Annotated in this window: 26 protein-coding genes and 2 pseudogenes; 19 read left to right on the plus strand and 9 right to left on the minus strand. The window is 61.4% G+C overall.

Annotated elements, in window-relative coordinates:
* Positions 1 to 159 precede the first annotated feature (159 nt).
* The 4 genes from AB4Z00_RS24715 to AB4Z00_RS24730 all read left to right on the plus strand — a co-directional run bounded on the left by AB4Z00_RS24715 (position 160) and on the right by AB4Z00_RS24730 (position 2,118).
* A complete protein-coding gene (locus tag AB4Z00_RS24715) occupies positions 160 to 555 on the plus strand; it encodes a DUF4054 domain-containing protein (protein ID WP_442047634.1) in 396 nt (131 codons plus the stop codon).
* 442 nt (positions 556 to 997) lie between these two features.
* Complete coding sequence (locus AB4Z00_RS24720; RefSeq protein ID WP_442047635.1) at positions 998 to 1,243, plus strand: hypothetical protein; 246 nt, start codon at positions 998 to 1,000, stop codon at positions 1,241 to 1,243.
* A 39-nt stretch (positions 1,244 to 1,282) separates the two neighbouring features.
* The gene (locus tag AB4Z00_RS24725; RefSeq protein ID WP_442047636.1) at positions 1,283 to 1,732 is read left to right on the plus strand and encodes a phage tail tube protein; all 450 of its coding nucleotides are present in this window, start codon (positions 1,283 to 1,285) and stop codon (positions 1,730 to 1,732) included.
* Positions 1,732 to 2,118, plus strand: coding sequence for a hypothetical protein (locus AB4Z00_RS24730; protein ID WP_442047637.1), 387 nt, complete (start codon positions 1,732 to 1,734; stop codon positions 2,116 to 2,118). Before AB4Z00_RS24725 ends, AB4Z00_RS24730 begins: the two co-directional genes overlap by 1 nt.
* Positions 2,119 to 3,129: 1,011 nt before the next feature.
* Here AB4Z00_RS24730 and AB4Z00_RS24735 read toward each other — a convergent pair.
* Positions 3,130 to 3,450, minus strand: a complete 321-nt coding sequence (locus tag AB4Z00_RS24735; RefSeq protein WP_442047638.1) for a hypothetical protein — start codon at positions 3,448 to 3,450, stop codon at positions 3,130 to 3,132.
* Between the two features lie 651 nt (positions 3,451 to 4,101).
* Here AB4Z00_RS24735 and AB4Z00_RS24740 point away from each other — a divergent pair.
* Together AB4Z00_RS24740 and AB4Z00_RS24745 are read left to right on the plus strand one after the other, a co-directional pair.
* On the plus strand, positions 4,102 to 4,752 hold the full coding sequence (locus tag AB4Z00_RS24740; protein ID WP_442047664.1) for a hypothetical protein: 651 nt from the start codon (positions 4,102 to 4,104) through the stop codon (positions 4,750 to 4,752).
* A 51-nt stretch (positions 4,753 to 4,803) separates the two neighbouring features.
* Positions 4,804 to 5,355 (plus strand): annotated as a pseudogene (locus AB4Z00_RS24745) (IS110 family transposase); the annotation flags it as partial.
* A gap of 708 nt (positions 5,356 to 6,063) precedes the next feature.
* Here AB4Z00_RS24745 and AB4Z00_RS24750 read toward each other — a convergent pair.
* Positions 6,064 to 6,474: an EAL domain-containing protein gene (locus AB4Z00_RS24750; RefSeq protein ID WP_442047660.1), complete on the minus strand. Its 411-nt coding sequence runs from the start codon at positions 6,472 to 6,474 to the stop codon at positions 6,064 to 6,066.
* 1 nt (position 6,475) lies between these two features.
* Here AB4Z00_RS24750 and AB4Z00_RS24755 point away from each other — a divergent pair.
* From AB4Z00_RS24755 to AB4Z00_RS24780, 6 genes and pseudogenes are all read left to right on the plus strand, one after another.
* A pseudogene (locus tag AB4Z00_RS24755) lies at positions 6,476 to 7,275 on the plus strand (DDE-type integrase/transposase/recombinase); the annotation flags it as partial.
* A gap of 536 nt (positions 7,276 to 7,811) precedes the next feature.
* The gene (locus AB4Z00_RS24760) at positions 7,812 to 8,288 is read left to right on the plus strand and encodes an Hsp20 family protein (protein ID WP_442047661.1); all 477 of its coding nucleotides are present in this window, start codon (positions 7,812 to 7,814) and stop codon (positions 8,286 to 8,288) included.
* 82 nt (positions 8,289 to 8,370) lie between these two features.
* The gene (locus AB4Z00_RS24765) at positions 8,371 to 8,892 is read left to right on the plus strand and encodes an Hsp20/alpha crystallin family protein (protein WP_442047639.1); all 522 of its coding nucleotides are present in this window, start codon (positions 8,371 to 8,373) and stop codon (positions 8,890 to 8,892) included.
* Positions 8,876 to 9,406 (plus strand): NADH dehydrogenase ubiquinone Fe-S protein 4, encoded by a 531-nt coding sequence (locus AB4Z00_RS24770; protein ID WP_442047662.1) that lies wholly within the window; start codon positions 8,876 to 8,878, stop codon positions 9,404 to 9,406. Before AB4Z00_RS24765 ends, AB4Z00_RS24770 begins: the two co-directional genes overlap by 17 nt.
* The gene (locus AB4Z00_RS24775; protein ID WP_442047665.1) at positions 9,352 to 9,954 is read left to right on the plus strand and encodes a hypothetical protein; all 603 of its coding nucleotides are present in this window, start codon (positions 9,352 to 9,354) and stop codon (positions 9,952 to 9,954) included. Before AB4Z00_RS24770 ends, AB4Z00_RS24775 begins: the two co-directional genes overlap by 55 nt.
* 104 nt (positions 9,955 to 10,058) lie before the next feature.
* On the plus strand, positions 10,059 to 10,691 hold the full coding sequence (locus AB4Z00_RS24780) for a MarC family protein (protein ID WP_442047640.1): 633 nt from the start codon (positions 10,059 to 10,061) through the stop codon (positions 10,689 to 10,691).
* A gap of 8 nt (positions 10,692 to 10,699) precedes the next feature.
* On the opposite strand, the gene AB4Z00_RS24785 is transcribed toward AB4Z00_RS24780, so the two are convergent.
* Genes AB4Z00_RS24785 through AB4Z00_RS24795 form a run of 3 tightly spaced genes read right to left on the minus strand, consistent with a single transcriptional unit; the run spans position 10,700 to position 11,558 of the window.
* Complete coding sequence (locus AB4Z00_RS24785; RefSeq protein WP_442047641.1) at positions 10,700 to 11,059, minus strand: hypothetical protein; 360 nt, start codon at positions 11,057 to 11,059, stop codon at positions 10,700 to 10,702.
* A complete protein-coding gene (locus AB4Z00_RS24790) occupies positions 11,056 to 11,325 on the minus strand; it encodes an usg protein (RefSeq protein WP_442047642.1) in 270 nt (89 codons plus the stop codon). Before AB4Z00_RS24790 ends, AB4Z00_RS24785 begins: the two co-directional genes overlap by 4 nt.
* On the minus strand, positions 11,322 to 11,558 hold the full coding sequence (locus tag AB4Z00_RS24795) for a hypothetical protein (RefSeq protein ID WP_442047643.1): 237 nt from the start codon (positions 11,556 to 11,558) through the stop codon (positions 11,322 to 11,324). The genes AB4Z00_RS24790 and AB4Z00_RS24795 overlap by 4 nt, the downstream gene beginning before the upstream one ends.
* Positions 11,559 to 11,828: 270 nt before the next feature.
* Here AB4Z00_RS24795 and groES point away from each other — a divergent pair, with 270 nt between their 5' ends.
* The 5 genes from groES to AB4Z00_RS24820 all read left to right on the plus strand — a co-directional run bounded on the left by groES (position 11,829) and on the right by AB4Z00_RS24820 (position 16,485).
* A complete protein-coding gene (gene groES, locus AB4Z00_RS24800; RefSeq protein WP_442047644.1) occupies positions 11,829 to 12,143 on the plus strand; it encodes a co-chaperone GroES in 315 nt (104 codons plus the stop codon).
* A gap of 55 nt (positions 12,144 to 12,198) precedes the next feature.
* A complete protein-coding gene (gene groL, locus AB4Z00_RS24805; protein WP_442047645.1) occupies positions 12,199 to 13,818 on the plus strand; it encodes a chaperonin GroEL in 1,620 nt (539 codons plus the stop codon).
* Between the two features lie 704 nt (positions 13,819 to 14,522).
* Positions 14,523 to 15,209 carry a hypothetical protein gene (locus tag AB4Z00_RS24810; RefSeq protein WP_442047646.1) on the plus strand — a complete coding sequence of 229 codons (687 nt, stop codon included), beginning with the start codon at positions 14,523 to 14,525 and terminating at the stop codon, positions 15,207 to 15,209.
* Positions 15,194 to 15,847 (plus strand): hypothetical protein, encoded by a 654-nt coding sequence (locus AB4Z00_RS24815; protein ID WP_442047647.1) that lies wholly within the window; start codon positions 15,194 to 15,196, stop codon positions 15,845 to 15,847. The genes AB4Z00_RS24810 and AB4Z00_RS24815 overlap by 16 nt, the downstream gene beginning before the upstream one ends.
* The gene (locus tag AB4Z00_RS24820) at positions 15,844 to 16,485 is read left to right on the plus strand and encodes a hypothetical protein (RefSeq protein ID WP_442047648.1); all 642 of its coding nucleotides are present in this window, start codon (positions 15,844 to 15,846) and stop codon (positions 16,483 to 16,485) included. Before AB4Z00_RS24815 ends, AB4Z00_RS24820 begins: the two co-directional genes overlap by 4 nt.
* A gap of 1,017 nt (positions 16,486 to 17,502) precedes the next feature.
* Here AB4Z00_RS24820 and AB4Z00_RS24825 read toward each other — a convergent pair.
* Genes AB4Z00_RS24825 through AB4Z00_RS24840 form a run of 4 tightly spaced genes read right to left on the minus strand, consistent with a single transcriptional unit; the run spans position 17,503 to position 20,598 of the window.
* Positions 17,503 to 18,132 carry a DUF1109 domain-containing protein gene (locus tag AB4Z00_RS24825; protein WP_442047649.1) on the minus strand — a complete coding sequence of 210 codons (630 nt, stop codon included), beginning with the start codon at positions 18,130 to 18,132 and terminating at the stop codon, positions 17,503 to 17,505.
* Complete coding sequence (locus tag AB4Z00_RS24830) at positions 18,125 to 18,691, minus strand: sigma-70 family RNA polymerase sigma factor (RefSeq protein ID WP_442047650.1); 567 nt, start codon at positions 18,689 to 18,691, stop codon at positions 18,125 to 18,127. Before AB4Z00_RS24830 ends, AB4Z00_RS24825 begins: the two co-directional genes overlap by 8 nt.
* 47 nt (positions 18,692 to 18,738) lie before the next feature.
* Entirely contained in the window at positions 18,739 to 19,995 is a 1,257-nt protein-coding gene (locus tag AB4Z00_RS24835; protein WP_442047651.1) for a protein-disulfide reductase DsbD family protein, read from the minus strand.
* 45 nt (positions 19,996 to 20,040) lie between these two features.
* A complete protein-coding gene (locus AB4Z00_RS24840) occupies positions 20,041 to 20,598 on the minus strand; it encodes a peroxiredoxin (protein WP_442047652.1) in 558 nt (185 codons plus the stop codon).
* 575 nt (positions 20,599 to 21,173) lie between these two features.
* On the opposite strand from AB4Z00_RS24840, the gene AB4Z00_RS24845 reads away from it, so the two are divergent.
* The gene (locus AB4Z00_RS24845) at positions 21,174 to 22,001 is read left to right on the plus strand and encodes an outer membrane protein (protein ID WP_442047653.1); all 828 of its coding nucleotides are present in this window, start codon (positions 21,174 to 21,176) and stop codon (positions 21,999 to 22,001) included.
* 14 nt (positions 22,002 to 22,015) lie between these two features.
* Positions 22,016 to 22,363: a hypothetical protein gene (locus tag AB4Z00_RS24850; protein WP_442047654.1), complete on the plus strand. Its 348-nt coding sequence runs from the start codon at positions 22,016 to 22,018 to the stop codon at positions 22,361 to 22,363.
* Positions 22,364 to 22,702: the final 339 nt, after the last annotated feature.

The following is a 22,702-nucleotide window of genomic DNA, read 5'->3' on the forward strand; positions in this document are numbered from 1 at the left end:
TCCAAAAAGTAATTTTTCATGGTCGAAATATGCGGCTAAGGGCGTTGCAAGTCCTACGGGTCGCACCACGGACGCGCCGGTGACAGTAAAGCGTCACCCGCGCAAACGACACATTGCGAAAGCGGTAATAGTTCAAGTGTCGTGCTCACATTGTGCAGCATGCCCTACTCTCGTCTCCCGCTCGATCAGTTCAAGTCACTGTTCCCTGCGTTCTCCACGCTGGCCGAGGAGCCGTATGCGGCCTGGGCCACAAAGGCCGAGGCGCGCGTCGGGGAGAGCTATGGAGACGAACAGCAGGACGCGACTGTGCTGCTGACAGCCCACCTGCTGGCCATCAATGGCGTGGGCCTGGCGCCGGGTACTGGCACCCTCGCAGCGACCGGCGCGACCAGTTTCAAGAGCGGCACCTTCAGCGCTACCCTTTCGGACAGCGTCGTCGCCCAGCGCGCCCAGGGCGGTTACGCCGCCACCGTCTGGGGCCAACAGTTCGCCGAGACCCAGCGCCGGCTGTTCGGCGGCCCGCGTCTCATCGGTTCCATCGGGACGCCCTGCTGATGCTGGACCAAGCATTCGCCGACATCGGCCTCGCCTTCTCGCTGAAGGCCGATGCACCGCTTGCCCACATCGTTGCGAAGACATCCATCGATCCCGTCGCCGAAGCTCCACATGGCCGGTCGTGCGGCTCGAAGGGACTCAGTCCCTATCCCAGGGGCGCGGCTGCACCGCCCGCGTCGAGGTGTCGTTCCAACTGCACTCCTTTGCCAAACCCATCTACAACGGCGCTGGGGCGATGACTAAAACAGCGCGCGACCATGCCGGGGATGTTAATACTGCGGTTGTCGAAGCGTTACATAACCACCCTTTCGAGGTCAGCGGCCGGCGGTACCGCTTTCAGGTTCAGTCCTCGCGCCTCATGCCCGACGGGGGCGAGAAGGATGCCTATCACGGGATCGCGTTTGTTCGTGCAAGGGCGTTCCAGGGCTGATACATTAGTTGCATGGATGCCCCTCTCGCCGAGCGCATGCTGCGCGCCTTTCTGACGCAGATGATCCGCACCGAGGCGGTCGATCCCGACGATATCCTAGACGCGGCCGATCGGCTTGATTGGCAGGGCGACGAGGAAGCGGCCCATGCCATGCGTTGCCTGGTCGTGGAGGCCGCTGCGCCGGAACCATCCGACTGGAATGCCGACCGAGCCCGCGCACGGTTCCGCACCATCGATGGCGGTAAGGCGGAGGACTGACCCGCCCTACCCTCCAGCAAGCCATGCTGGAGATTGCCCGTGTCCGAGCCTAATAGCGCCGACTTCGCCCTCATCAAAATTCAGACCGCCGATGGTCCGCCGGCCGTGCTCACGCTCGTCTGCGGTATCGAGGGCGTGACCGTCAACCGCACCGCCCAGACCAACGAGACCTATCGCCGCGACTGCACCAAGCCCAATCGGCCCGGCACCCGCAAGCTGCGCGTCACTGGCTCGTCCTGGTCGATCAGCGGCACCGGCTCCGGCAACATCGATCTTGAAGAAGAGATGACCGACGCGTTCGGCGTTCGCAAGACGTACGCGATCGAGCTATATCGCGACGACGGCACCGACGGCGGCGACCTGATGGGCACCTATGGTGGCACCGCGCTGATGACCACGCGCAACCAGACCTATTCCCAGGAAGGCGCCGGCACCGCCGAAATCGCGCTGGAAGGTGAAGGCGCCCTCACCTGGACCGCTGCCGCCTGATGCCTGACACCGCCGTCACGCTGGCCTTCGGGGACGGCGACTATCGCTTCTGGCTCGGCCTCCCGCAGGTGGTCGAGCTGGAGCGCAAGTGCGGGGATAAGGCAGTCTTCGCGATGTACGATGCCATGGGCGCAGGTCTCGGCATCGATGGCACCGCCCCTGTCTATTTGGGCGGCGGTTCGGCCATGGTCACAGAGATCCGCGAGACGATCCGCCGGGGCTTGCTCGGCGGCAAGACTGGAATGGTTGACGGCGCAGAGATCGAGGTCGGCCCGCAGACTGCGCGCGAACTGGTCGAGAGCTATGTCTTCCCGAACCGCCGATGGTCGAGGGTTTGCACGTCGCTTGGTCGATTCTACACGCAGCGATCGTGGGCATCAGCCTAAAAAAAGCGCCCGGCGCGGGGGAGGCGCCGCTGGCCCCCAGCCCCTCCGAAAAGAGCAGCTGATCGCCAACTGCGGCGGGATGCACCTGGATTGGGAACGGCTATCGCTTTCAGGCTACTTCGAAGCGTTGGAAGCCCACAACGAAGCGCATGCTCAGCCAGGCTCAGAAAGTCGGGGGGCCGGCGACCCTGAGCGGCTTCGGAGGTTTGTGGAGGCGCACAAGGGGCACGGTAGTTAGCTGCAGACCGGGCTCGACACCGGCTGGCAAACGCCCCACGCGTCCGCCCCCTCTGCTGAGACTATGAGGGCGCGTCCATCCGCGCTGCCGCAGCTGCTGATTGTATAACAGGGTGATAGGTGCGAAGCGGAATGCGCATAATTGCCGATGAATAGCCGGTCCGACGCCAGCGCAGGATGGCACCCACCATGGAACCATCGCCCTTGCTGGATGTTAACTCGCTGCGGTGGCCAATCAGACCCCCTGGCACATCGTACCGAGGCCGTCCCCTTTCGTGAGGGGCGGCCTCTTTTCTTATGATCAAAACGCGACGACGCTCACAAGAATTACACAGCATCCGAGCGCAGCCACAGCCCTGCGGAGCTGCCGGCCAATTATCCCATCAGCCAGGATACCTACGGAAACCAGCCCGATGCCAAGAAAGATCGCGGCAAGCAGGGCATGAAGATGGCTAATCTCCATCACTAAACCTCCTCAATCGATTCCTTCGAGCGATCTTAATATTAGATCGGGGAAACACGCTGATTAAAATTTTGTGAGGCTAAGGAACCCTTTGAAAGCAATAGGGTTAAGCGCACGGTCCCGAACGTCGTATGTTTCATTACCGGTCGGGCCGACTCATTTGGCGCGAAAGCGCGAGACGACCCAGACTTTGCCCGGCGCCTCGTCGCGCCGGGCACTTTTGATCGTCAGACCAACGTCAGATCAATCTCATCGCCACGTTTCGGGAAGCCTTTTTCTCGAGGGCGGCGTCTCTGTGCTGGTGGCGAGACTCAGTGGTACCAAAGTTCGGCCGCGCTGTCCCATCGTGCGCTCAGACTGTTTGCCTTTTGAACCCCAAACTTATTCTCGTATGCCGTATGCACCCGAAGCATCAATTCGATACCTCCGACCAAGGCCAAAGTCTCGCCGATCGAGAGCAGCGCGCGTCCAGAAACCGAGTCCAATTCATCTCGTGGAAACAAGCCATCCCAGAGAATAGTTCCGGTGATGACTTTCCCAGAACGGCTCTCATCGGCAGATTTCAGCTCAAGATATTCGGAAAGCAGCTGGTCGATGTTGTCAACTAGGCGGTCTAATTGAAGCTCGTCCATTACAGCACCTCGTTTCGCGAAACAGTCTCATATGGCGGCCAGATAGGCGAAGTGCAAACGGAACAATCCTGCCGCTGCATCGGCTTTGGCCAAGCATGGTTGCTGATGCAGCTGACGGAAATCTACTTTCTCGCGTCACCGACGTGCCCGGCGCGAGGGAACCTCCGGTCGCCAGCCGCCCCGTCAGCCAGGCCCCCGATGAAACCGCCCCGGCTGAAGACGGGTGATGCAGGAGGTTCGGAACCGCTAGCCCTTTTGAGGTATTATTGCAGTGCCATCTTGCGATGGCGCCACGGTGGCGGACTCTCCCCCGGCCACACCGTTTAGAGGTCGCCCCTTTTGCGGAGGGCGGCCTCTTTTCGTTTGTCTCATTGCTCATGTCGCGTGGTAAATCGTTCGTTTCACTTGGTGCCGTGCATCCTTAAGAGCTAAAGCAAACATCCCATCGAGATATTGAGCCGTTCACGGTCTTCCATCTAAGATCGCTGCATAATCGGGTGCCCCCCGGTTATAGAGGTCGTCCTTTCCGCGAGGGGGCGACCTCCTTTCGCTTAACAGCGTCGATGGTCGTGATAGTGTCCGTGTCGAAGATGCTCATACCGCCGCCTCCGAAACATCGATCGCGAAGACGGCGACACGATTTGCGCCGAAGTGCTCATGCTGGATGGTCCGTCGGTCGAAGCCGCGCCAGACGCGCGTAAGGCGGGTCTCGCCCTCCACACCGCCGCCCTTCGGATAGCCGCGCGTCATTACGACATGGCGATAGGTCCAGCGGACTTTTCAGTTAGTGCAAAATCGGCGTATCAGAATACTGGAGATATTCGTGGACGAACTAATGCAAGACGTTCGATCGGCGGCCGAGCGAGCTGTTTCAATGTCTCAATCGCGCCCTGGTGGAACATTGGATTACTCGATTTCAAGCTTTCGCTAGTCGAGCAGATGCTTGCCGAGGCTCATCAATATGTTGGGGAGCTCGGTGCAACAGAGATCGATGGTCTGGTCGGCTCCTTAGGTAACTACCTGCTCGAATCTGTCCGTCGGGCGAAGGGTGGAACCTATAAATGGTTTGCGGATAAGAGGCAGCCCGTGCTCATCGTTGGTGAGCCTGACTTTCATGTCGCACTTGCCACATGGGACAAGGTCCGGGGTCGGCTCATGAGTGATGTTGGCGACAACATCCCCTTCCATATGAGTGGCTTTCTGGATTGTGCCCATCAGGCACGGCCAGGCGATCGAGTGCGGGAGGACGGCCCAGCCAAGTGGCGAACCGTGCCACATCCCGCAGATAGTTGCGCTGCGTAGCGCGCGACAGGTGGCGCAGGTCCATGTCTTCGGCCAGGCGCCGCGGGCTGAGGAAGCGTCTTCGAGAAGAATGTCCGGGATCTATTGGCGGATGAGGCATCTCTGGCTCGGATCATTCTGCCCCTTCTCGAAAGCTGGCGCAGCCTGCGTCAGCATGTGGCTGAACTGAGCCGCCAGTTAATTAGTGAGGCGCGGCAAAGCCAAGACTGTCAGATCCTGATGTCGATCCCAGGGGTCGGTAGCATCACTGCCACTTCGTTCATGGCGGCCATTGAAGATCCGGCAAACTTCAGGAAATCCCGGTCAGTGGGAGCTTGGCTCGGGCTGACGACCCGACGTTATCAATCGGGTGAGATCGACTACGACGGCCATATTCCCGGGCGCGGCGACAAGCACCTTCGCGGATTACTTTACGAGGCGGCGGTGACTGTTCTCACCCGCAGCCAGGCCGATAGCGGTCTGCGAGAGTGGGGTCTGAAGCTCAGGGAACGGATTGGCTTCAAGCGCGCTGCGGTCGCCGTTGCCCGCAAACTGGCCGTCATTATGCATACTATGCTCAAATCGGGCGAACTCTTCGATCCAGCCATAGTTGCAATAGCATGACTGCCCGCGTTTTGCTCATTTTTCCTTGGCGTTCATGATCTGAACGCCGGCGTCATGTCCCTGCCGGGGACGTGGGCCGAGCCATTCCGCTCGAAGGGTTGCACAGCTATTTAAGCCGAGTGCGCCCGAAACATTGGAAGGCTCTTCCCGCGAAGCCCATCATGCGGCGGCTCATGCCGACCGCGAAGACGACCCTGCTCCCGGCATACAGCGATAGCGCCATGATGCTGAATATCAACTAGGCACAGAAAGGACTTGCTCTATGACGCGCGATTAGACGACCCTTCGACATTTCAGACCCTCAGCACCGGATTTCAGTTTCCGAGGTGCGGAAGGTCCGCTGACCGGCAGGTCGCGACCAACATGCGCCGTTAACGGGTCGAGCCTCCAACGGCAGCTGTCGCCAGAAGCTGCCGCTCCGTGTGCAGCAAACCCTTTGGCGGCAACGCGTCCCATTTTCGGTCGTTCACGCAGGCAGCAGCCTCCGACCATTACGTCGTTCGCGCCGGTCGCCGCGAACGTCCAAGTCTGTCAAAAGCGATCGTCCGCGCATCGTGTAACAGCTGGTCGTCGGCCCTGCCGATCGGCGCCCTCAGACCAACGCGCGATCCGAGTATCGGCGCCAGGAGCATCTCCCAGAAAGGTACGAGCGAAGTCGTTTGCCGATACCGGGCTGACATAGAAATAGCCCTGGCCCGAAGCGCAGCGTCACTCGCGCAGACGGGCAATCTGCTCCTCGGTCTCGATGCCCTCGGCGATGACGTCCGACCCGAGGCTGCGGCCGATGGTGATGACGCTGCGCACGATCGTTTCGCTGTGGCGGTTGCTGCACACATCGCGCACGAAGCTCTGATCGATTTTGAGGCGGGTGAGCGGAAAGTCCATGAGTGCGCTGAGCGACGCGAAGCCCGTGCCGAAATCGTCGAACGCGATGCCGACCCCACGGTCACAGAGGCTCAGCAGTGGCGCCAGGTCCTTGTCCTCATGACGGAGTGCGATCGTCTCGGTTATTTCGAGCTCTAGATCGCCCGGCGCAAGCCCGTGGCGGGCGAGCGTGGCCTCGACCACCTCGACCAAAGTCCCGCTGCGCAGCTGCGCGGCGAACAGGTTCGCGCTCATGCGCATCGGCGAAGACATCCAGGACCAGATCATCGAGATGGCACTGGAAGCTGACGCGACCGATCTCAGCCCGCGCGAACTGGTGGTGCGGTTCACCGACGAGAGGCGCTACTTCGTGTCAGAATCCACGGTTTACCGCCTGCTCAAGGCCCACGACCTGATCACCAGTCCAGCCTATGTCGTGATCAAGGCCGCCGATGCGTTCCATATGAAGACCACCCGCCCGAACGAAATGTGGCAAACCGACTTCACCTACTTCAAGATCATCGGATGGGGCTGGATGTATCTGTCTACCGTGCTCGACGACTTCTCGCGCTACATCATCCCCTGGAAACTGTGCACCAACATGCGCGCCGAGGATGTCACCGATAACTGCACCTCGCCCTCAAGGCCTCGGGCTGTGACAGCGCCACGGTGCTGCACAAACCCAGACTGTTCAGCGACAACGGCCCCAGCTACATCGCCGGCGAACTGGCTGAATACATTGAGGCCCAGAAGATGAGCCATGTGCGCGGCGCACCGATGCATTCCCAGACCCTGAAGAACCGCATCCTGCTGGAAAATTACTTCCTATCCGGCGACCTCGAGGCCCAGATCGAGGCCTTCGTCGAGCATTACAACCACCAGCGTTACCACGAGAGCCTGAACAATGTGACGCCTGCCGACGCCTACTTCGGCAGGGCACCAGCCATCATCAAACAACGCGAAAGGATCAAACGCCAGACCATCGAGCACCCGCGCTTGCAACACCGCAGCTCGCCGCCTAACATCAACCCCCAGACGAGGCCTGCACTCCGCTAATTTACGCCGCGAGTTGTGCCAAATGTTCTGACGACGGACATTCCGCTTCAAAGCCGGTATGATCCCGGTTCTCCTCGCAAGCGCGGGCTGAGCGCGGTCTATATCCTCATAGCCTGAAGGAGGCCGAACCCGACGGAAGTATCCGGCGGATCACAGTCAGAACGTTAGAAGCACGCGAGCGTCTTGGCGCACCAAAGCTCGTCTTAGTTCCGCCGGCCGCCGCTCGACGCATGGCGCCCCTCCCATTCGACGTCGACATCACCCATCGGGTACCAAAATCACGCCATTCCGGCCGATGATCATACCGCGCCTATGGATCAATGGGGCGATTTCACATGGTTTTAGGCGGCTAGTTGGATCGCCTGAGGGCAGGAGGCGAAACGGCGGGCCAACCGAAAAAATGCCTCTTGAAACCCGTTTTGTGCTTCCTAGATTTTCCTCGCCGGACGCTGGAAACCGGGTCCGGTGGACATTGAGAGCGCCGGCTCTCTCCGGCGTTTCTCATGCCCGAATTGCTCAATCAGGAGGATTTGGAAATGAGAACCACTGCTTTTGACTTTGCACCTTATCGGCGTTCGACCGTGGGCTTCGATCGGCTGTTCAACCTGCTCGAAGCCGGCGCGCGTGAAGACGACGGCTATCCACCCTTCGATATTCTGAGGGAAGGCGACGACAGCTATCGCATCACGCTGGCGGTCGCCGGCTTCCGCCCCGAGCACATCGAGGTGGTGGCCCAGCAGAACCTACTCACCGTGACCGGCAAGCGTGCCGAGGACGATGGACAGGGCGAGTATCTGCATCGCGGCATCGCCGCACGCGCGTTCGAGCGGCGCTTCCAGCTAGCCGACTTCGTGGAAGCTGGCGATGCCCGCTTCGAGAACGGCCTGCTGAGCATCGCTCTCAAGCGCGTGGTGCCCGAGGCGATGAAGCCGCGACGGATCGAGATCGCTGGCGGCAAGGTTGCCCAGGATCAGATCGAAGCACCCAGGGATGAGGCCCGCGAAGCGGCCTGATTCTTAACCAAAAGGTTTGCCGGCGCGCCCTTGGCGGGCCGGCAGGCCTTGCTCATTCCAGCCAGAAAAGGAGATGACAATCATGGCAATTCGTGATCTCATTCCCTGGAGCCGGCAGGAAAATCGGCTCCCCGTCCCGGTCAGCGCCGAGCGCGGCCGCGACAGTGATACCCACCCGCTGCTCTCGCTCCACCGCGAGGTCAACCGGCTGTTCGACGACGTCTTCCGCGGCTTCGGCGTACCCGCATTGGCTGGGTTCGACCGCGCTGCCGACTGGCCCCATGTCGAACTCGGCGAGACCGACAAGGAAATCCGCGTCACGGCGGAACTGCCGGGTCTCGACGAGAAGGACGTGGAGATTTCCGTCGAAGATGGTGTGCTCACGCTCCGGGGCGAGAAGCGGTCCGAAGTCGAGGACAAGGACCGCGGTTATACCGAGCGCAGCTACGGCCGCTTCGAACGGCGTATCGGACTGCCGCAGGGTATCGACCGTGACCACGCCGCCGCAACCTTCAGGAACGGAGTGTTGACAGTCACCCTGCCGAAGACGGAGGCGGCGAACGAAAATGTCCGCCGCATCCCGGTCAATGGCAAGGCGGCCTGACGGCCTGGCCCGGGACTTCGGTCCCGGGCCAATCGCCAACGATAACCACGTTGGGCCATGCGCGGCGAGCGCGCTTCCGCTAGATGCACAGGCCGTGATCGAGCCGGTGCCCCGCGCGACCAACCAGGGCGGACGGGGCAGGCGCGGGCAATGGCGGGTGCGCTTTGCGCCGCGCTGGCGGCCAGTGGCCGATGCCTTGACCGGATGGACCGGCGGCGGCGATCCGCTCGAGACGATCGATCTGCGCTTTCCCGACCTAGAGACCGCAGCGGACTACTGCCGGCGCCAGGGATTGGACTTCTCGATCCATGGCGCGCCGGGTCGCCGGCATCCGCTTCCCAGTCGCCTGCCAGCGGAACCGGCGCCGGTGCTGTGTCGCTGGCCGACGGGTCCGCACGCGCGATGCTGCAGCCGGTATCCGGCTACGCTTGATAGCGCCCCGGGGCTCGGGAACCGCGGTTGGCGGCGGGGGAAAGGCATTTTCACATTCACCATGATCAGAGGATACGATTGATGCGAAAAATTCGTACAGCCGTCCTGGCCGGCGTGGCGGCGGTCGCCGCCATCGGTACTGCGCTGGCGGCGAGCCATGGCAGCCATGTGATGAAGGTCGGTCTGCCTGACGGTAGGGTCGACCGCATAGAATATGAGGGAGATATCGCGCCCAAGATCACGGTCGCGCCTGCCTCCAGCGTGGCACCGATCGCCTGGCTCGATCCGTTCGAGCCGGCCCCATTCGCGCTGTTCGATCGGATCGCGGCCGACATGTACCGGCAGAGCGACGTGATGATGCGCCAGGTCCGCGCCTTGCCGCTCCCGGCAATGGCCGGAGACGGGAAGATCGAACTGACGGCGTTGCGCAGCCTGCCTCTGAGGACCGTCAGCTACAGTTTCGTCTCGACGATCAACGGAAAAAGCACCTACAGCCGAAGCGTTCAGGTCACCTCTGTCGGCTCGGGGGAGCAACCGAAGGTCGTATCGAACAGCTCCGGTGACTGCCGCGAAGCGCCGCCGGCGACTGTCGCCCACCCGAACCGAATTGACGGGATGCATCGCACATGACGCAGCCTGCTGTCGGCATCCCGGCAGTTCATTCAAAGCCACCTGAGGCATAAGGGAGCGGCGTAAGTGCCGCTCCCTTATGCAAGTTTTCCCTTGCCTAACCCATGCACATATCAGCCAGCATCCTCTCAAGCTTCATCACCCTGCTCGTCACGATCGGCCCGATCGAGGCGGCGGTGGTTTTCGCAGGCCTGACGGCCGGGATTCACCGTAGAGAGCGGATCAGCCTCGCCACGCGCTCGGTCACTATCGCCGCCGGCGTGCTGCTGCTGTTCGCGGTGGCGGGCGGCGTCGTTCTTTCGCTCCTGCACATCTCGCTGCCCGCGTTCCGGGTGGCCGGCGGCGTGCTCCTTTTCCTCCAAGCTTTGACCCTCACCTTCTCCAGCCCCGGACTCTCGTCGATCAGCGAGGGGGAGCGCCGGGAAGCCGAAGGGCCTGGCGACATCGCGGTCTTTCCACTGGCATTTCCCTTGATCGCGGGTCCAGGCAGCCTTTCGGCCGCCGTGCTCGTCATGGGCCGTACCGGGAACTGGATTGAAGGGGGCGGCGTGCTCGCGATGATCGTCGTTTGCATCGTCTTGACCTGGCTCGCGATGCTCGCAGCCGACCGCCTTGTCCTGTTGCTCGGGGGCACCGGAGCCGACGTAGTGGGCCGCATCTCCGGCGTGCTTCTCGCCGGCCTCGCTGTCCAGTTCGTCTTCGACGGTCTCGCGGCCGCGCCGTTTCTGGGTGGCTGAATCAGCCGCTATGCGGCCTCGTCGAGCACCCGAAGCACCCGGCCCAGCATGGCGGCGTTGGACGCGGCCTTGGGCAGTTCGCGGCGGGCGAAACGCTGAAGCGGTGCAAGGTCCCGCCGAGGCAGCCGCAGCGTGATCAGGCTTTGCCCCAGCGCATCGCGGGGCACCCGCTGCGCTGCCTTGCCGGATCGCAGGAAATGATCGAGGAGCCGCTTGCGGTCGGCGAAGCTCCAGCCCAACGCTTCCAGCTCATCGGGCGGCACCGACAGCAGCGTGAGCGCGAATTCCGTGATGGGGTCGAAGGCAAGGACGAGGCCGACCGTCCGTCCGCCTCGCCGGCGCCAGCGCTCGCCAAGACCGCCTGTCATGGGAGCGGGATGATGCCATCAACCACGCGCCATTCGGTGGGTCCGATCAGCCGGCCATGGGCGATCAGGACCGAATGGAGCGCGGCGTCGATCTCGCGCCGCCAATGGTCGAGGAAATCGAACAGCACGGGGAAATCGGGCGCAAGATCATATTCCTGCCAGATGAACAGCTGGAGAAGCGACGGCGCATCGGGCCGGTAATAATGGATCTCGGCGGTGGTGAGACCGTAGCCCTCCAGCTGCGCAATGAAACCGCGATCGTTCATTGCAGCGGTCGGCCGTCAGTACGTGGCTCATCGAGCGATCGAATGGCGGCGAAGACCTCATCGATCGGGACGGCGCGCTTGGCGCCGGGCGGCTTTCGCATCGCCGGCTGGTCCTTCACCGCAGATCGGTCGGACGCCCAGGAGGCGAGGATGGCGCGTTTTACCTCCGGCTCCAGGCTCGGATGATCCGCAACATCGAAGGGGTGCAAGTAACGGGAAAATGGCTGCGACATAGCCGTGGCTCCTTTCCTTGTGTCGCTCCTTTCTCATGCGCGGGCAGTGCCGCACGCGGCTCGAGATTTTGGTGCTGGTCTGAGTCGCGTCAAGAGGGAAGATGTCGGCCATGTTGTTGGAAGGGCTGGATTGGCACTCGGGGGAGATGAGTGCCAAAAAATTTCTTTCGCCCTCTTGAACCCGAAAATCTCTTTTCCTAGTTCACGCGAACCTGTCGTTCAGATGAACGGCAGGGACATCGCAACCTGTTTTGCATCTGGAGGTTATGCATGCATTTCCGCCCCTTGCACGACCGTGTGGTCGTCCGCCGCATCGAAGCCGAGGAAAAGACCTCGGGCGGCATCATCATTCCCGACACCGCCAAGGAAAAGCCGCAGGAAGGTGAAGTCGTGGCCGTTGGGCCCGGCGCGCGGGACGATAACGGAGCGCTTGTCGAGCTGTCCGTCAAAGCCGGCGACCGCATCCTGTTCGGCAAATGGTCGGGCACCGAGGTCAATGTCGACGGCGAGGATGTGCTCATCATGAAGGAAAGCGACATCCTCGGCGTGATCGACAACATCGTGCCTCTCAAGCAGGCGGCCTGATCCCGCCTGCCATCCCTCTAACCATCAGGAAGGACATTAGAAAGGAGTAGCAGCGATGGCTGCCAAGGAAGTGAAGTTCGCGTCGGACGCGCGCGACCGCATGCTGCGCGGCGTCGATACGCTGGCCAACGCCGTCAAGGTGACGCTGGGTCCCAAGGGCCGCAATGTCGTCATCGAGAAGTCGTTCGGGGCTCCCCGCATCACCAAGGACGGCGTTACCGTCGCCAAGGAGATCGAGCTCGCCGACAAGTTCGAGAATATGGGCGCGCAGATGCTGCGCGAGGTCGCGAACAAGCAGAACGACAAGGCCGGTGACGGCACCACCACCGCGACCGTTCTCGCCCAGGCGATCGTGCGCGAGGGCTCGAAGGCCGTCGCCGCTGGCATGAACCCGATGGACGTCAAGCGTGGCATCGACCTGGCCGTCGGCGCGGTCGTCAAGGACCTCGAAGCCCGCGCCAAGAAGGTGGGCGCCAACAGCGAGATCGCGCAGGTCGCGACCATCTCGGCTAACGGCGACGAGGAGGTCGGGCGCATCCTGGCGGAAGCGATGGAGAAGGTCGGCAACGAAGGCGTGATCACCGTCGAGGAAGCCAAGAGCCTCGAAACCGAGCTCGAGACGGTCGAGGGCATGCAGTTCGACCGCGGCTATCTCTCGCCCTACTTCATCACCAATGCTGAGAAGCTCAAGGTCGAGCTCGACGATCCGTACATCCTAATCCACGAGAAGAAGCTTTCGAACCTGCAGGCGCTCGTGCCGCTGCTCGAGAAGGTCGTCCAGTCCGGCCGGCCGCTGCTGATCATCGCCGAGGATGTCGAGGGCGAGGCGCTCGCTACGCTCGTCGTCAACAAGCTGCGCGGCGGACTCAAGATTGCCGCGGTCAAGGCGCCGGGCTTCGGCGATCGCCGCAAGGCTATGCTGGAGGATATTGCGATCCTGACCGGCGGCAATGCGGTCTCCGAAGATCTGGGCATCAAGCTTGAGCATGTCACGATCAACATGCTCGGCCGCGCCAAGAAGGTGACGATCGACAAGGATAATACGACGATCATCGACGGGGTGGGCCAGAAGGACGATATCGATGGCCGCGTCGCGCAGCTGCGCCAGCAGATCGAGACCACCACGTCCGACTATGACCGCGAGAAGTTGCAGGAGCGCGTGGCCAAGCTCGTCGGCGGTGTCGCGGTGATCCGCGTCGGCGGCGCAACCGAGGTCGAGGTCAAGGAGAAGAAGGACCGCGTCGACGACGCGCTCCATGCGACGCGGGCCGCGGTCGAGGAAGGCATCCTGCCGGGCGGCGGCATCGCGCTGCTCCGCGCAATCAAGGCGCTGGATGGATTGAAGGCCGCCAATGACGACCAGCAGTCCGGTATCGACATCATCCGCCGGGCGTTGCGTGCGCCCGCTCGGCAGATCGCCGAGAACGCCGGTGAGGATGGCGCCTATATCGTCGGCAAGCTGCTCGAAAGCTCCGACTACAACTGGGGCTTCAATGCCGCCACCGCTGAGTATCAGGATCTCGTCCAGGCGGGCGTGATCGATCCGGCGAAAGTGGTGCGCACGGCGCTGCAGGACGCCGCCTCGGTCGCTTCGCTCCTCATCACCACCGAGGCGCTCGTCGCTGAGGTGCCGAAGGAGGAGAAATCCGCGCCGATGCCGGCGATGGATTATTGATTGGTGGGAGGCCCGGCACGCCGGGCCTCCGGTCTCTCCGGCATGACCTGATCTCGATGTTTCGATAGTGCAGTTGCCGAGCGCTTCACCCCAAGTCAGATTGTCGGTTCAGGCGGCCTACTTGCCCTCCAGGCCGACTGACCGAGACTTGTAATTAAGTTCCGCACTGCAGAGGCCGTACTTAATTCCAAAGCCTCAACGGGCACCAAAGCCCGTCGCCTAGGAATCTTCTCCTAGCGAGCGACTTCACACCCTAGCGGCATGCCTCGCAGCCCTGGCTTAGCGACTTTCTTGTTTCACCATCCTTTCCGGAACGCTTGCGAATGGCAGCTCTCGGTTGAATCAGCCATTCGGCGAAGTCTCTGCGGATGACAACTCGCCCAAGGATTTCGGGCGCTTGCGTACGGAATCCTGACATGGAGGAACCCGCGGACCCCATCCACTGGTCTATGGGTAAAAGGGCTGTGGTGTGGATCGTGGGGGCTGAGGCAGACGTATCAGCTTGTCCATATTCAGCAGGATAACAGGTACTCCCGGGGCGATTGAGCAGCGTCGCATCCCTGATCCGGCACCTAATGGGCGCGGTTTTGATCGCGCCCGTGACCTGAGTGCACATTTTCTCATCGACCGAGATGCGATGATCTTGGCCATGCTGTAGGGTAAGCCATACCCGATCATGGCCCGAGATCGACGCACCCTTTTGCTTGCTGCTCGCGGCCAATCGCGTCCCAGGTCCGAGCGCGGGATTCCGCCTGATCAGCCCGCGCCTGGAATCATCGCTCAATGTGGCCGGCAGCATGCGCGTCGACGCCCATGCCGCCGAGATCATAGCCACCGAGGACTTGGCCCGCACGCCCGAATTGCTGAAAATCCTGTTCCGCGGCACCAAGGCGGACCTCTCGCTGGTCGAACGCATCAGACGCAAGGGGTTTTCGACGCTCGCCGAGTTGTGGAGCGATCTCGTCGGCGGGTCGCCGACGGGATACCTGACCGGTGCCGGCAATGGCTACCAGACGCTTAAGCCGAGCAGCCGCATCCGCAAGTACGGCGATGGCAAGCCAGGGGCGCCGGCGGACTACCTGCACGGCCTTCCCGACATCACGGCCGACAGCCTCGATAACATTCTGATCGACATCAACCGATTGTTCCCATTCCAGCATCGCCGGATCCACGATCCGAGAGATCCGGCGCTCTTCGGAGGTCCGATCGCGCTCGTGCATCAGTCACCGCCGGCCGGACGCGAAAGATTGCGTGTTGGCGTGACCGCGAAAGCTGCGGCCTATAATGAGAGCTTCTACGGCTTCAGCACGGGCACCCTTGGATCCAGCCAGACGCTGGTTCGGTTTCTCGCCCCATACTGGGCAGTCGTTTCACTTTGTGGTTTGCGCTGATCACGAGCGGGAAGTTCGGGTTCGAACGCGATGTCGTCGAGAAGGCCGCGCTCAGCCGGCTTCCCGTTCCCGACCTGCGCCGGTTCAGCGAGGCCCAGTCCGCCGAACTCTGCTCGCTCTTCGAAGACCTTGCGGCGGATAGAGCATCGTGGAGCGATGTCGATCAATGGGTCGCCAAACTCTACGGTCTGTGCTCAGCCGATCTCCAGGTCATTTCCGACACTCTCGGCTACAACGCGCCGTTCACCGCCGCGAAGGTCTCCGCGCAAGCACATCCCCGAGACTTGACGGACTTTTGCGCGAAGCTCGAGCGAGAGCTCGCGCCTTGGGCGAAGCGGTTCGGTACGGTGGTCACGGCAAAGCCGATACAAACCCGATCCCTTTCGCCATGGTGCGGGATCCATATCGAGCGGGCCGGCAGCACGCCCTCGACCGGTCTGCCCGGCCAATGGGAGGGCCTGCTTGCTCTCGCCGACGCGAGCGCGGCAACCGAAATGGTTTTGCACGCCGCTCCCGAAGTTCTTTTCGTCGCGCGACTTGCTCAGCAGCGCTATTGGACTGCGACGCAGGCGCGGCTCCTAGCGCAGCATATTGTCTGGAACGAACTCGACTTCATCACGGGAAAAGACGCAGCATGAGCGAATCCGTGCTGACGCCGCGGCCGGATCAGGTCGCCGAACTGACGCGCGGCCTCGACCTTCCCTTGCCGTCGATCGCCGCACCGATCATGATCGTGCTCGCCGAGACCCTGGCGGCCGCCTTCGCGCACGTCCGCGACGAATGGCCCGATACGGTAGAAACCGGATCCGAGCCCGAAGTCACGGCACTGTTGGTAAGCCGGCTCAACGCGATGGTGGACGAGGCTGACGATGATACAGGCTTATGGCGCAGTCTTGTCCGCTGCGTCGGACGCAGCGACGAATGCATCAGTTTCGACGGCTCGCATCTTGAAAAGCAGCCCGATCTTTCGATTTGGCTCACCTGTCGATCCGCCCGGTTTCCGTTGGTGGCCGAAGCCAAGCTGCTAGGCAAACACCAAGACCGAGGCGATGTACTGTTCGCAGGGCGTGCGCCGCTTTCTCATTGGAGAATATGGCTGGGGCGCCCGCGAGGCATTCATGCTCGGCTATGTTCGGGACGGTTCGACGATATCCACGAAACTTTCGGTCTATTTTGGACAAGAGGGCCACGCCGAGACCTACAACGTCGAGATGGGACCAGTCGCGCTCGGCAACACAATCGATGTCGGGTGCTCGCGGCATGGGCGCGGCTTTAATTTTAACCACAAATCGCCGCCCGACAATGCCCCGGGTGCCATCGACCTTTGGCATGTTTGGCTTCAGGCGACCTAGTCGCGCGCGCTTCCCGCCGGCGAGCGTGAAATCGGCGGCGGTCGCGCCGATTGTTTGAGCTTAAGCTGGGTAGTGAAGGAAGTTCACTTCGGCGGTATTACCATTCCTGCCCCCCGCTGGACCATTGGCGCGCGCAAAGTTTATCGGAGAAAAGTAGTAGCGTAGCGGCCCGATCATGCCTTCGCCGAGATCCAGTGGCGGGGTTGTGCCGAACGGAGGCGGCGAACGAGCTAGCGGTCGCCGTAGCTGGCGAGTTGAATGTACGGCGGCTCTCAGGGATGCTGAGCGGCCGCCCGAACGGCGGCTATTTTGGCTGAATTTGAAATCAGCATCCTAAGGCGAGAACGACCGCTATCCCATTATCGCGGCTCCGAAGCGGACAGAGCGCAAAGTCCCATACCTGTCGTTCGCCCTCAATGATGCCGACCGTTTGTCGTCGTTCGGACGTCAAATCCCGATGCTCAGGTTCAGAACTCCCCTGTGAATGGCTCCCGTTTGTACTCTATGGATGCCGAAGCTCCGCTATTTATCTGCTGAACGAGCGCCTTGTCCGTCCAGGGCATAAATGGCCGACAAGGCGCCGAATGCATCAGTAACCGGCGCGAAGTGTAAGCAAGACGTTTCGCGGCTCGCCATAATTTTCATAGGTGTTAATCGAGCCGACCCGGTAGGCTGGCTACGACCGGCAAGAGCCACGTCGACGCCAGCCTCGGCAAAAGCGACAGCAATGGCCTGTCCGAGACCGATACTGTGTCGGTCACGAGTGTGGGCTCGCCTGCGAGGGAGAACGAGATCGTCATAGTTTTAGCAGACAAAATGGAAGCGTTCGACGCCGAATATGTCAGCGAAAGGTCTGCTCCGGCCAAGGCGCTATGGGCCGGTCGTGGTAGGTTTATGGCCACGGCAACCAGCCTGCCGAATGTCGAGAACGCTTGCAGCCATCATACTTTGACTGCTTTGAGCCCGATTGCGATCGTTAACCCGGCCAGGGAGAGGCCTGCCGCTAAGTGGCCAACGAAGTCTGCCGCCGACAGCGCGACCGGATGGCAAAAGGCCAGCAGCCCGAATGAAAGAAATGCAATGCCGGTTCCGGCGAGCCCCAAGGATCGGACGGGGCGAAGCGACCTGGTTCGCCTCAGCGCCAAAATGGCGACGGCGACCATAGGAACTCCTGCGATTACAACGAAGGTGAAGCAATAGCTTCCTTCGCCCGAGTGTTCTGCTCGCTGCGCGGAAATACCGATGCTATACGCAGACAAAGCCAGCCAGCCCCCAATGATCGCCAAGCCCCATATCTTTATCCGTGCGATGCTGCCGGCAATACTCATGGACAAGGCGGCTGCGAAAGCGGCGAGGCCGAATGCCAAGGAAAGACCGATATTGACAGCGGCGATGCCCGCCATCGGTGCGTGCCAGTCCGTCGCTGTGCGATGAACCAAGCCGCTCGCCAAGTAGCCTAGCGCTAGAGCGACAGGAACCCAAACGAGCGTTCGGCGCCATATCGACGCCACCCGGCGCACCGGTGCGGCTTCCTCGCAAAGCCTATCGATCAGGGTGTCATGATCAACCATGGGTCTGCTTTCCATGTTCGCGCAACCGCATTAGCGCCCGGTGCAGTAAGGATTTGACGGCGGAAACGGAGAGCCGGCTTTCCTGCGCCGCATCGGTGAGAGACAATTCCTGCAGTTTCACCAGTTCCACCATTTGTCGTTGCCTTTTGGGTAGGATGCTCAGCATGCGCGCGAGATCCCGTTGCGCATGAAGGTTTGCGAAGGCGGCCGACGCCGGGATATCGGCACTGCCACCAAGTGCCTCGTCATCACCAACCTCGCGGTTCCGCGAGCGACCCTGCCGCCGCAAGGCGTCTACGGAACGTGCAGAGATGATAGCCGACACCCACGGCAGCAGCGGCATTTCGGGATCGTAAGTATGGCGCAATCGGTGGATTGTGATCAGCACGTCCTGCACCACGTCTTCCGCCAGAACGTCATCGAAGATACGGCGGCGGACACGCGCTCGCAGGACAGGCACCAGCGCGCGCAGAAGAAGTCGGTAGGCTTGTTGGTCGCCATCCTGCGCACGCCGCATCAGACTGGGCCATGCATGCTCAAGGGGGAGCGGATCGGTCACGCCGGCGCGACGATCCGTCTGGAGGCAGGGGTTCGCTCTGTCATTCGTCAAACCTTCTTGCCCGACGCCGCTTCCATGGCCGTTAGGACCGTCGCCGTATCCAATACTTGCGGCAACACAACCGGGTCGCCACCCTTCGCGGGGTAGACGAGGTAAAGCGGCAGCCCGGATCGGCCTAGAGCCATCATAGCCTGCTCGATGCGCGGATCATAATTGGTCGAGTCCGCGACCATGTAGGTTGTACCCGTGCGGGCGATGGCTGCCTTGAACGCAGATGTAGAGAGCACGGCTTTCTCGTTGACCTTGCAGGTCAGACACCATTCAGCGGAGAAGTCGACGAAGACAGGATGCCGCGCGGCACGTTCCCGCGCGACGGCTTCGGGCGACCACGGTACCGGCTTGCTTTCAAGGGGCCTCGAGCTGGCCTGTGCCTGTGCCTGTGCCGGGGTATGCGGCTTGCGAAGCGCGCCGCCCGGAGAGGCGCAGAGGGCTGCAATGCTTGCCAGCCCTAACAGGGTGAGGCCGTAAAGGCGCTCGGCGGGGCGGCCGGTCATGCTGCGCCTTTGCGCGATGCCGTAGATCCAGCAGGTAGATGCCAGCAGAAGCGCGCAGCCCAGCATCACAGCTAGGCCAGTGCTGCCGGTCTGCTGTGCCAGCACCCAAAGCAGCCAGGCCGCCGCTGCAAGCATCGGAAAGGCAAGTGCCTGTTTCAGCGTCGTCATCCAAGCGCCGGGACGTGGCAAGCGCCGAGCGAGCGCCGGACTGAAGGAGAGCAGCGTGAAGGGCGCAGCGACGCCCGCCCCCAGCGCGGCAAAAACTTCGAGCGCGGCCAGTGGTGGCTGAACCAGTGCAAAACCGATGGCCCCGGCCATAAAGGGCCCGGCGCACGGCGTTGCTACGACGACGGCCAACGCGCCGGTCAGTCCGGCACCCAGGAGCCCGCCCTTCCCGTCGGCCGCCTGCCCCAGACGCTGGACGCTGAGCCCGAACTCGAACATGCCGGCGAGGTTAAGCGCAGAACCAAGCAACACGAGCGCAAGCAGTGCGACAACCAGGGGAGACTGAAGCTGGAAACCCCATCCCACCGCTTGCCCACTGGCCCGAAGCGCGATTAACGCGGCGGCCAGGGCCAACATTGCCAGCAATGTGCCAGCGAAAAAAGCCACCCCTTCCTGCCGCATCCGCTTGAGATCACCCCCCTGCCGCGCGAGCCCGAAGGCCTTCAGGGAGATGATAGGAAAAACGCACGGCATAAGGTTCAGGATCAATCCGCCGAGGAAAGCGGATATCAGGGCAACAAGCATGGTGAGGTCTCGCAAGCGACAGAAGGGGCGGTGACGGAGGGCTGATCAGCCATGCCTGGCTTTCCACGCGCGGACTGCGGCCAATGTCTTCGCGATATGCGCCTGCGGGTTCATGTCGGTATAGCTTAGCAGAATGGTGCCGTTGGGTGCGATCACGAAAGACGTCCGATTAGAAATCGTTCGTTTCGCGGCCTGCATTGTCGTGTCGAACTTCGTTGCCACCTTGGCGCCCGGATCGGCGGCCACGGCGAACCTGTTTCGGCATTCCGACTTTGAAAACTCTGTCACGCGCTCCACATTGCCCGCGGTGACGCCAATGACGCTGGCGCCCAGCTTGTTGAAATCGCCCGTCGCTTTCGCGAAGAGGTGGGCCTCCACGGTGCAGCCTGAAGTGAACGCGGCGGGGAAGAAATAGAGCACGACCGGCCCCTTCTTGAGCTCTTTTTGGAGCGAAAGTCTGAACTCCTTGCCGGCAAGTGCAGCGCTCAGCGCAAAGTCGGGCGCCTTGGCGCCTTGAGGCAAAGCGGCGAAACTGTGCGTGGGCACTGCGGCCAGCGATAGGCCAAATGCCAGCGACGTGACGATGTTCTTCCCGATTTTCATTGCAATGCTCCAGCATGGATCGTGGCCGAAGGTGCAGCGGTTGCCCCTTCACATTGCTGTTCGCTCCTTCTCGGGGAAAAGTTGCGGTCTAAATTCGTGAGCTGCGATTTTTAGTCACCGAATGGTGGCCATCGATCAACAGGCGTTTTGCAATCGGGTTGTTCTGCTGATTTGATCGCTTCCCTCGCCGGCCAAGGTTCTGGTTTATTCGCGTCTCGATCAAGGGAGGGAAGCTGGCAAGATCCCCCGGTGAGGTCGTCCTGGCCTGCTCCATCGACAAGTTTGTCGGCAAGCGACGCAGCTTTTGCAAGTGCCGACCCTACTTTTACCTCGGCTGCCAATTCTCGACACCCGGATGCCGCCCTTAAGCTATTGCGGCACTCGCGAACACATCCACACTTCCTCTCCCGGCGCGTTCAATCAACGCTCCTTACGGCGCCTGCCCGCAGCGATTTACAAGCCCTGTTCTTTGCCGCGCTAATTGCATAACGGAAAAGCCCTTCGATGCGGTGAGGGATTGCCGCTGGCGCGGATGCAGGGTGCGCATCTCGGTTACCTGCACCTGCAGCATTTCGATGGGGGCGATCGACGCTTTCTCACTCGTGCTCAGGGCCAACGACGACATGGATCAAGGTAAGGCCCTGCCCTGCTGCCATCGAGATAAGGATCATTTGTGTTGCAAAGATGTCACTAAGTCCGCGCAATATGGATTGCGCGCAACACTCCATGAAACTCTTTGTCAGGGCGGCGGTTTCACCAGCATCGGTAAGCCGATGACTGAAAAGCAGGAATTTAAGATGAAGAAGTTTTTTGCCGTCTCCGCTCTCGCCTTGGCCGCCTCGGCAGCAGTGCCCGCCATGGCACAGGACGCGAATGTGCCGTTCGATGGGCCCTATGTTGCGGCAATGGCCGGTTGGGACAAGGTCCGTATCGATACGCCGATCGGCGGTGGTAGCGACGATGGCATTCTGTTCGGCGGGGTCGTCGGTTTCGACAAGAACATCAAGGGCGTCGTTCTGGGTGTCGAAGGCGAATATGCGGATTCGAACGTCAAGGAGAGCGCTGATAACGTGTTCGTCGTCGGCGATCGTGCATCGCTCAAGACTGGCCGCGATCTTTACGCCGGCGTTCGCCTCGGCGGCGAACTGGTCCCCGGCTTCCTCGTCTATGCAAAGGGTGGCTACACCAACGCCAAGGTCACAGCGAGCTATGACGACGGCGCTGTGATCGTTAGCGGCAGCGACAAGCTGGACGGTTACCGTCTGGGCGCCGGTGTCGAGACCAACGTCTCGGGCTTCCTTGCTCGTGTCGAATACCGCTACTCCGACTATGGTCACTATGAAGGCACCGGCATTCAGCCTGATCGTCATCAAGTTGCCGCGATGCTCGGCTACCGCTTCTAAGCGATACCCTTGAGATGATGATGGTGTCCTGGGTCAAAGCCCAGGGCACCTTTTTCATCGTGTATATCGCGGCCGGTTACATCAGCGACAAACGCGAAGCTTACGGTAATCACGTCTTCGGTGCAGCAGCGCCGGTCGCACCGGTCATGGCATGCGCTGCGATGTCCGTCGGTGATTTTCACATCACCGATGGAATGGCGCCGGAGAGGGGATCATCGGACTTCTTCAAGCTAAGCTTTCGCGGCGCCGCAAGAAACGATCCTTGTCTGCAGGTCAACCATCAAGTCGACATGGTCGGCTTTACTATTGCGGCGCTGAACCAACTGGACATGCCTGTTTTGGAAACTCGTATCTGGTGTTAGCCGCATTGCCGGGTCGTGCTTGCCTGCACGTTAAAGCCACCATGGGTTTCGACCGGATAATGCTGGATTGTCTGATGGCCTCACCAAGACGCAGATCCATCGATGCGTTTTCCGCTCGGACTTCAGGCAAAAGTCTAGCTATCTCGCGCAAGGTCGTGAAATCGCTCGCTTGCCCGCGGTCATAAACCCATCGGCAAACCCTATCGCCCCAATCCTCTGGGCTGTTGGCATCAAGGTGATCCTCCAGTTTGAGATGGTGCAGATGATGGATCATGGGCCTCCTGCGATTCATTTTTGGCCTGTGAGCGCGAAAAGGCCGTTCAATCTGGAGTGCCGCCA

This window comes from Novosphingobium sp. YAF33 (assembly GCF_052113265.1).
In the GTDB taxonomy this organism is placed as follows: Bacteria; Pseudomonadota; Alphaproteobacteria; order Sphingomonadales; family Sphingomonadaceae; genus Novosphingobium.

What these genes read in the sequence shown, in the direction of transcription:
- AB4Z00_RS24715 (WP_442047634.1), top strand. Translation starts at nt 160, where the DNA reads ATGCCCTACTCTCGTCTCCCGCTCGATCAGTTCAAGTCACTGTTCCCT.
- AB4Z00_RS24720 (WP_442047635.1), top strand. Translation starts at nt 998, where the DNA reads ATGGATGCCCCTCTCGCCGAGCGCATGCTGCGCGCCTTTCTGACGCAG.
- AB4Z00_RS24730 (WP_442047637.1), top strand. Translation starts at nt 1,732, where the DNA reads ATGCCTGACACCGCCGTCACGCTGGCCTTCGGGGACGGCGACTATCGC.
- AB4Z00_RS24735 (WP_442047638.1), bottom strand. Translation starts at nt 3,450, where the DNA reads ATGGACGAGCTTCAATTAGACCGCCTAGTTGACAACATCGACCAGCTG.
- AB4Z00_RS24750 (WP_442047660.1), bottom strand. Translation starts at nt 6,474, where the DNA reads ATGAGCGCGAACCTGTTCGCCGCGCAGCTGCGCAGCGGGACTTTGGTC.
- AB4Z00_RS24760 (WP_442047661.1), top strand. Translation starts at nt 7,812, where the DNA reads ATGAGAACCACTGCTTTTGACTTTGCACCTTATCGGCGTTCGACCGTG.
- AB4Z00_RS24765 (WP_442047639.1), top strand. Translation starts at nt 8,371, where the DNA reads ATGGCAATTCGTGATCTCATTCCCTGGAGCCGGCAGGAAAATCGGCTC.
- AB4Z00_RS24770 (WP_442047662.1), top strand. Translation starts at nt 8,876, where the DNA reads ATGGCAAGGCGGCCTGACGGCCTGGCCCGGGACTTCGGTCCCGGGCCA.
- AB4Z00_RS24780 (WP_442047640.1), top strand. Translation starts at nt 10,059, where the DNA reads ATGCACATATCAGCCAGCATCCTCTCAAGCTTCATCACCCTGCTCGTC.
- AB4Z00_RS24785 (WP_442047641.1), bottom strand. Translation starts at nt 11,059, where the DNA reads ATGACAGGCGGTCTTGGCGAGCGCTGGCGCCGGCGAGGCGGACGGACG.
- AB4Z00_RS24790 (WP_442047642.1), bottom strand. Translation starts at nt 11,325, where the DNA reads ATGAACGATCGCGGTTTCATTGCGCAGCTGGAGGGCTACGGTCTCACC.
- AB4Z00_RS24795 (WP_442047643.1), bottom strand. Translation starts at nt 11,558, where the DNA reads ATGTCGCAGCCATTTTCCCGTTACTTGCACCCCTTCGATGTTGCGGAT.
- groES (WP_442047644.1), top strand. Translation starts at nt 11,829, where the DNA reads ATGCATTTCCGCCCCTTGCACGACCGTGTGGTCGTCCGCCGCATCGAA.
- groL (WP_442047645.1), top strand. Translation starts at nt 12,199, where the DNA reads ATGGCTGCCAAGGAAGTGAAGTTCGCGTCGGACGCGCGCGACCGCATG.
- AB4Z00_RS24820 (WP_442047648.1), top strand. Translation starts at nt 15,844, where the DNA reads ATGAGCGAATCCGTGCTGACGCCGCGGCCGGATCAGGTCGCCGAACTG.
- AB4Z00_RS24825 (WP_442047649.1), bottom strand. Translation starts at nt 18,132, where the DNA reads ATGGTTGATCATGACACCCTGATCGATAGGCTTTGCGAGGAAGCCGCA.
- AB4Z00_RS24835 (WP_442047651.1), bottom strand. Translation starts at nt 19,995, where the DNA reads ATGCTTGTTGCCCTGATATCCGCTTTCCTCGGCGGATTGATCCTGAAC.
- AB4Z00_RS24840 (WP_442047652.1), bottom strand. Translation starts at nt 20,598, where the DNA reads ATGAAAATCGGGAAGAACATCGTCACGTCGCTGGCATTTGGCCTATCG.
- AB4Z00_RS24845 (WP_442047653.1), top strand. Translation starts at nt 21,174, where the DNA reads ATGGGGGCGATCGACGCTTTCTCACTCGTGCTCAGGGCCAACGACGAC.
- AB4Z00_RS24850 (WP_442047654.1), top strand. Translation starts at nt 22,016, where the DNA reads ATGATGATGGTGTCCTGGGTCAAAGCCCAGGGCACCTTTTTCATCGTG.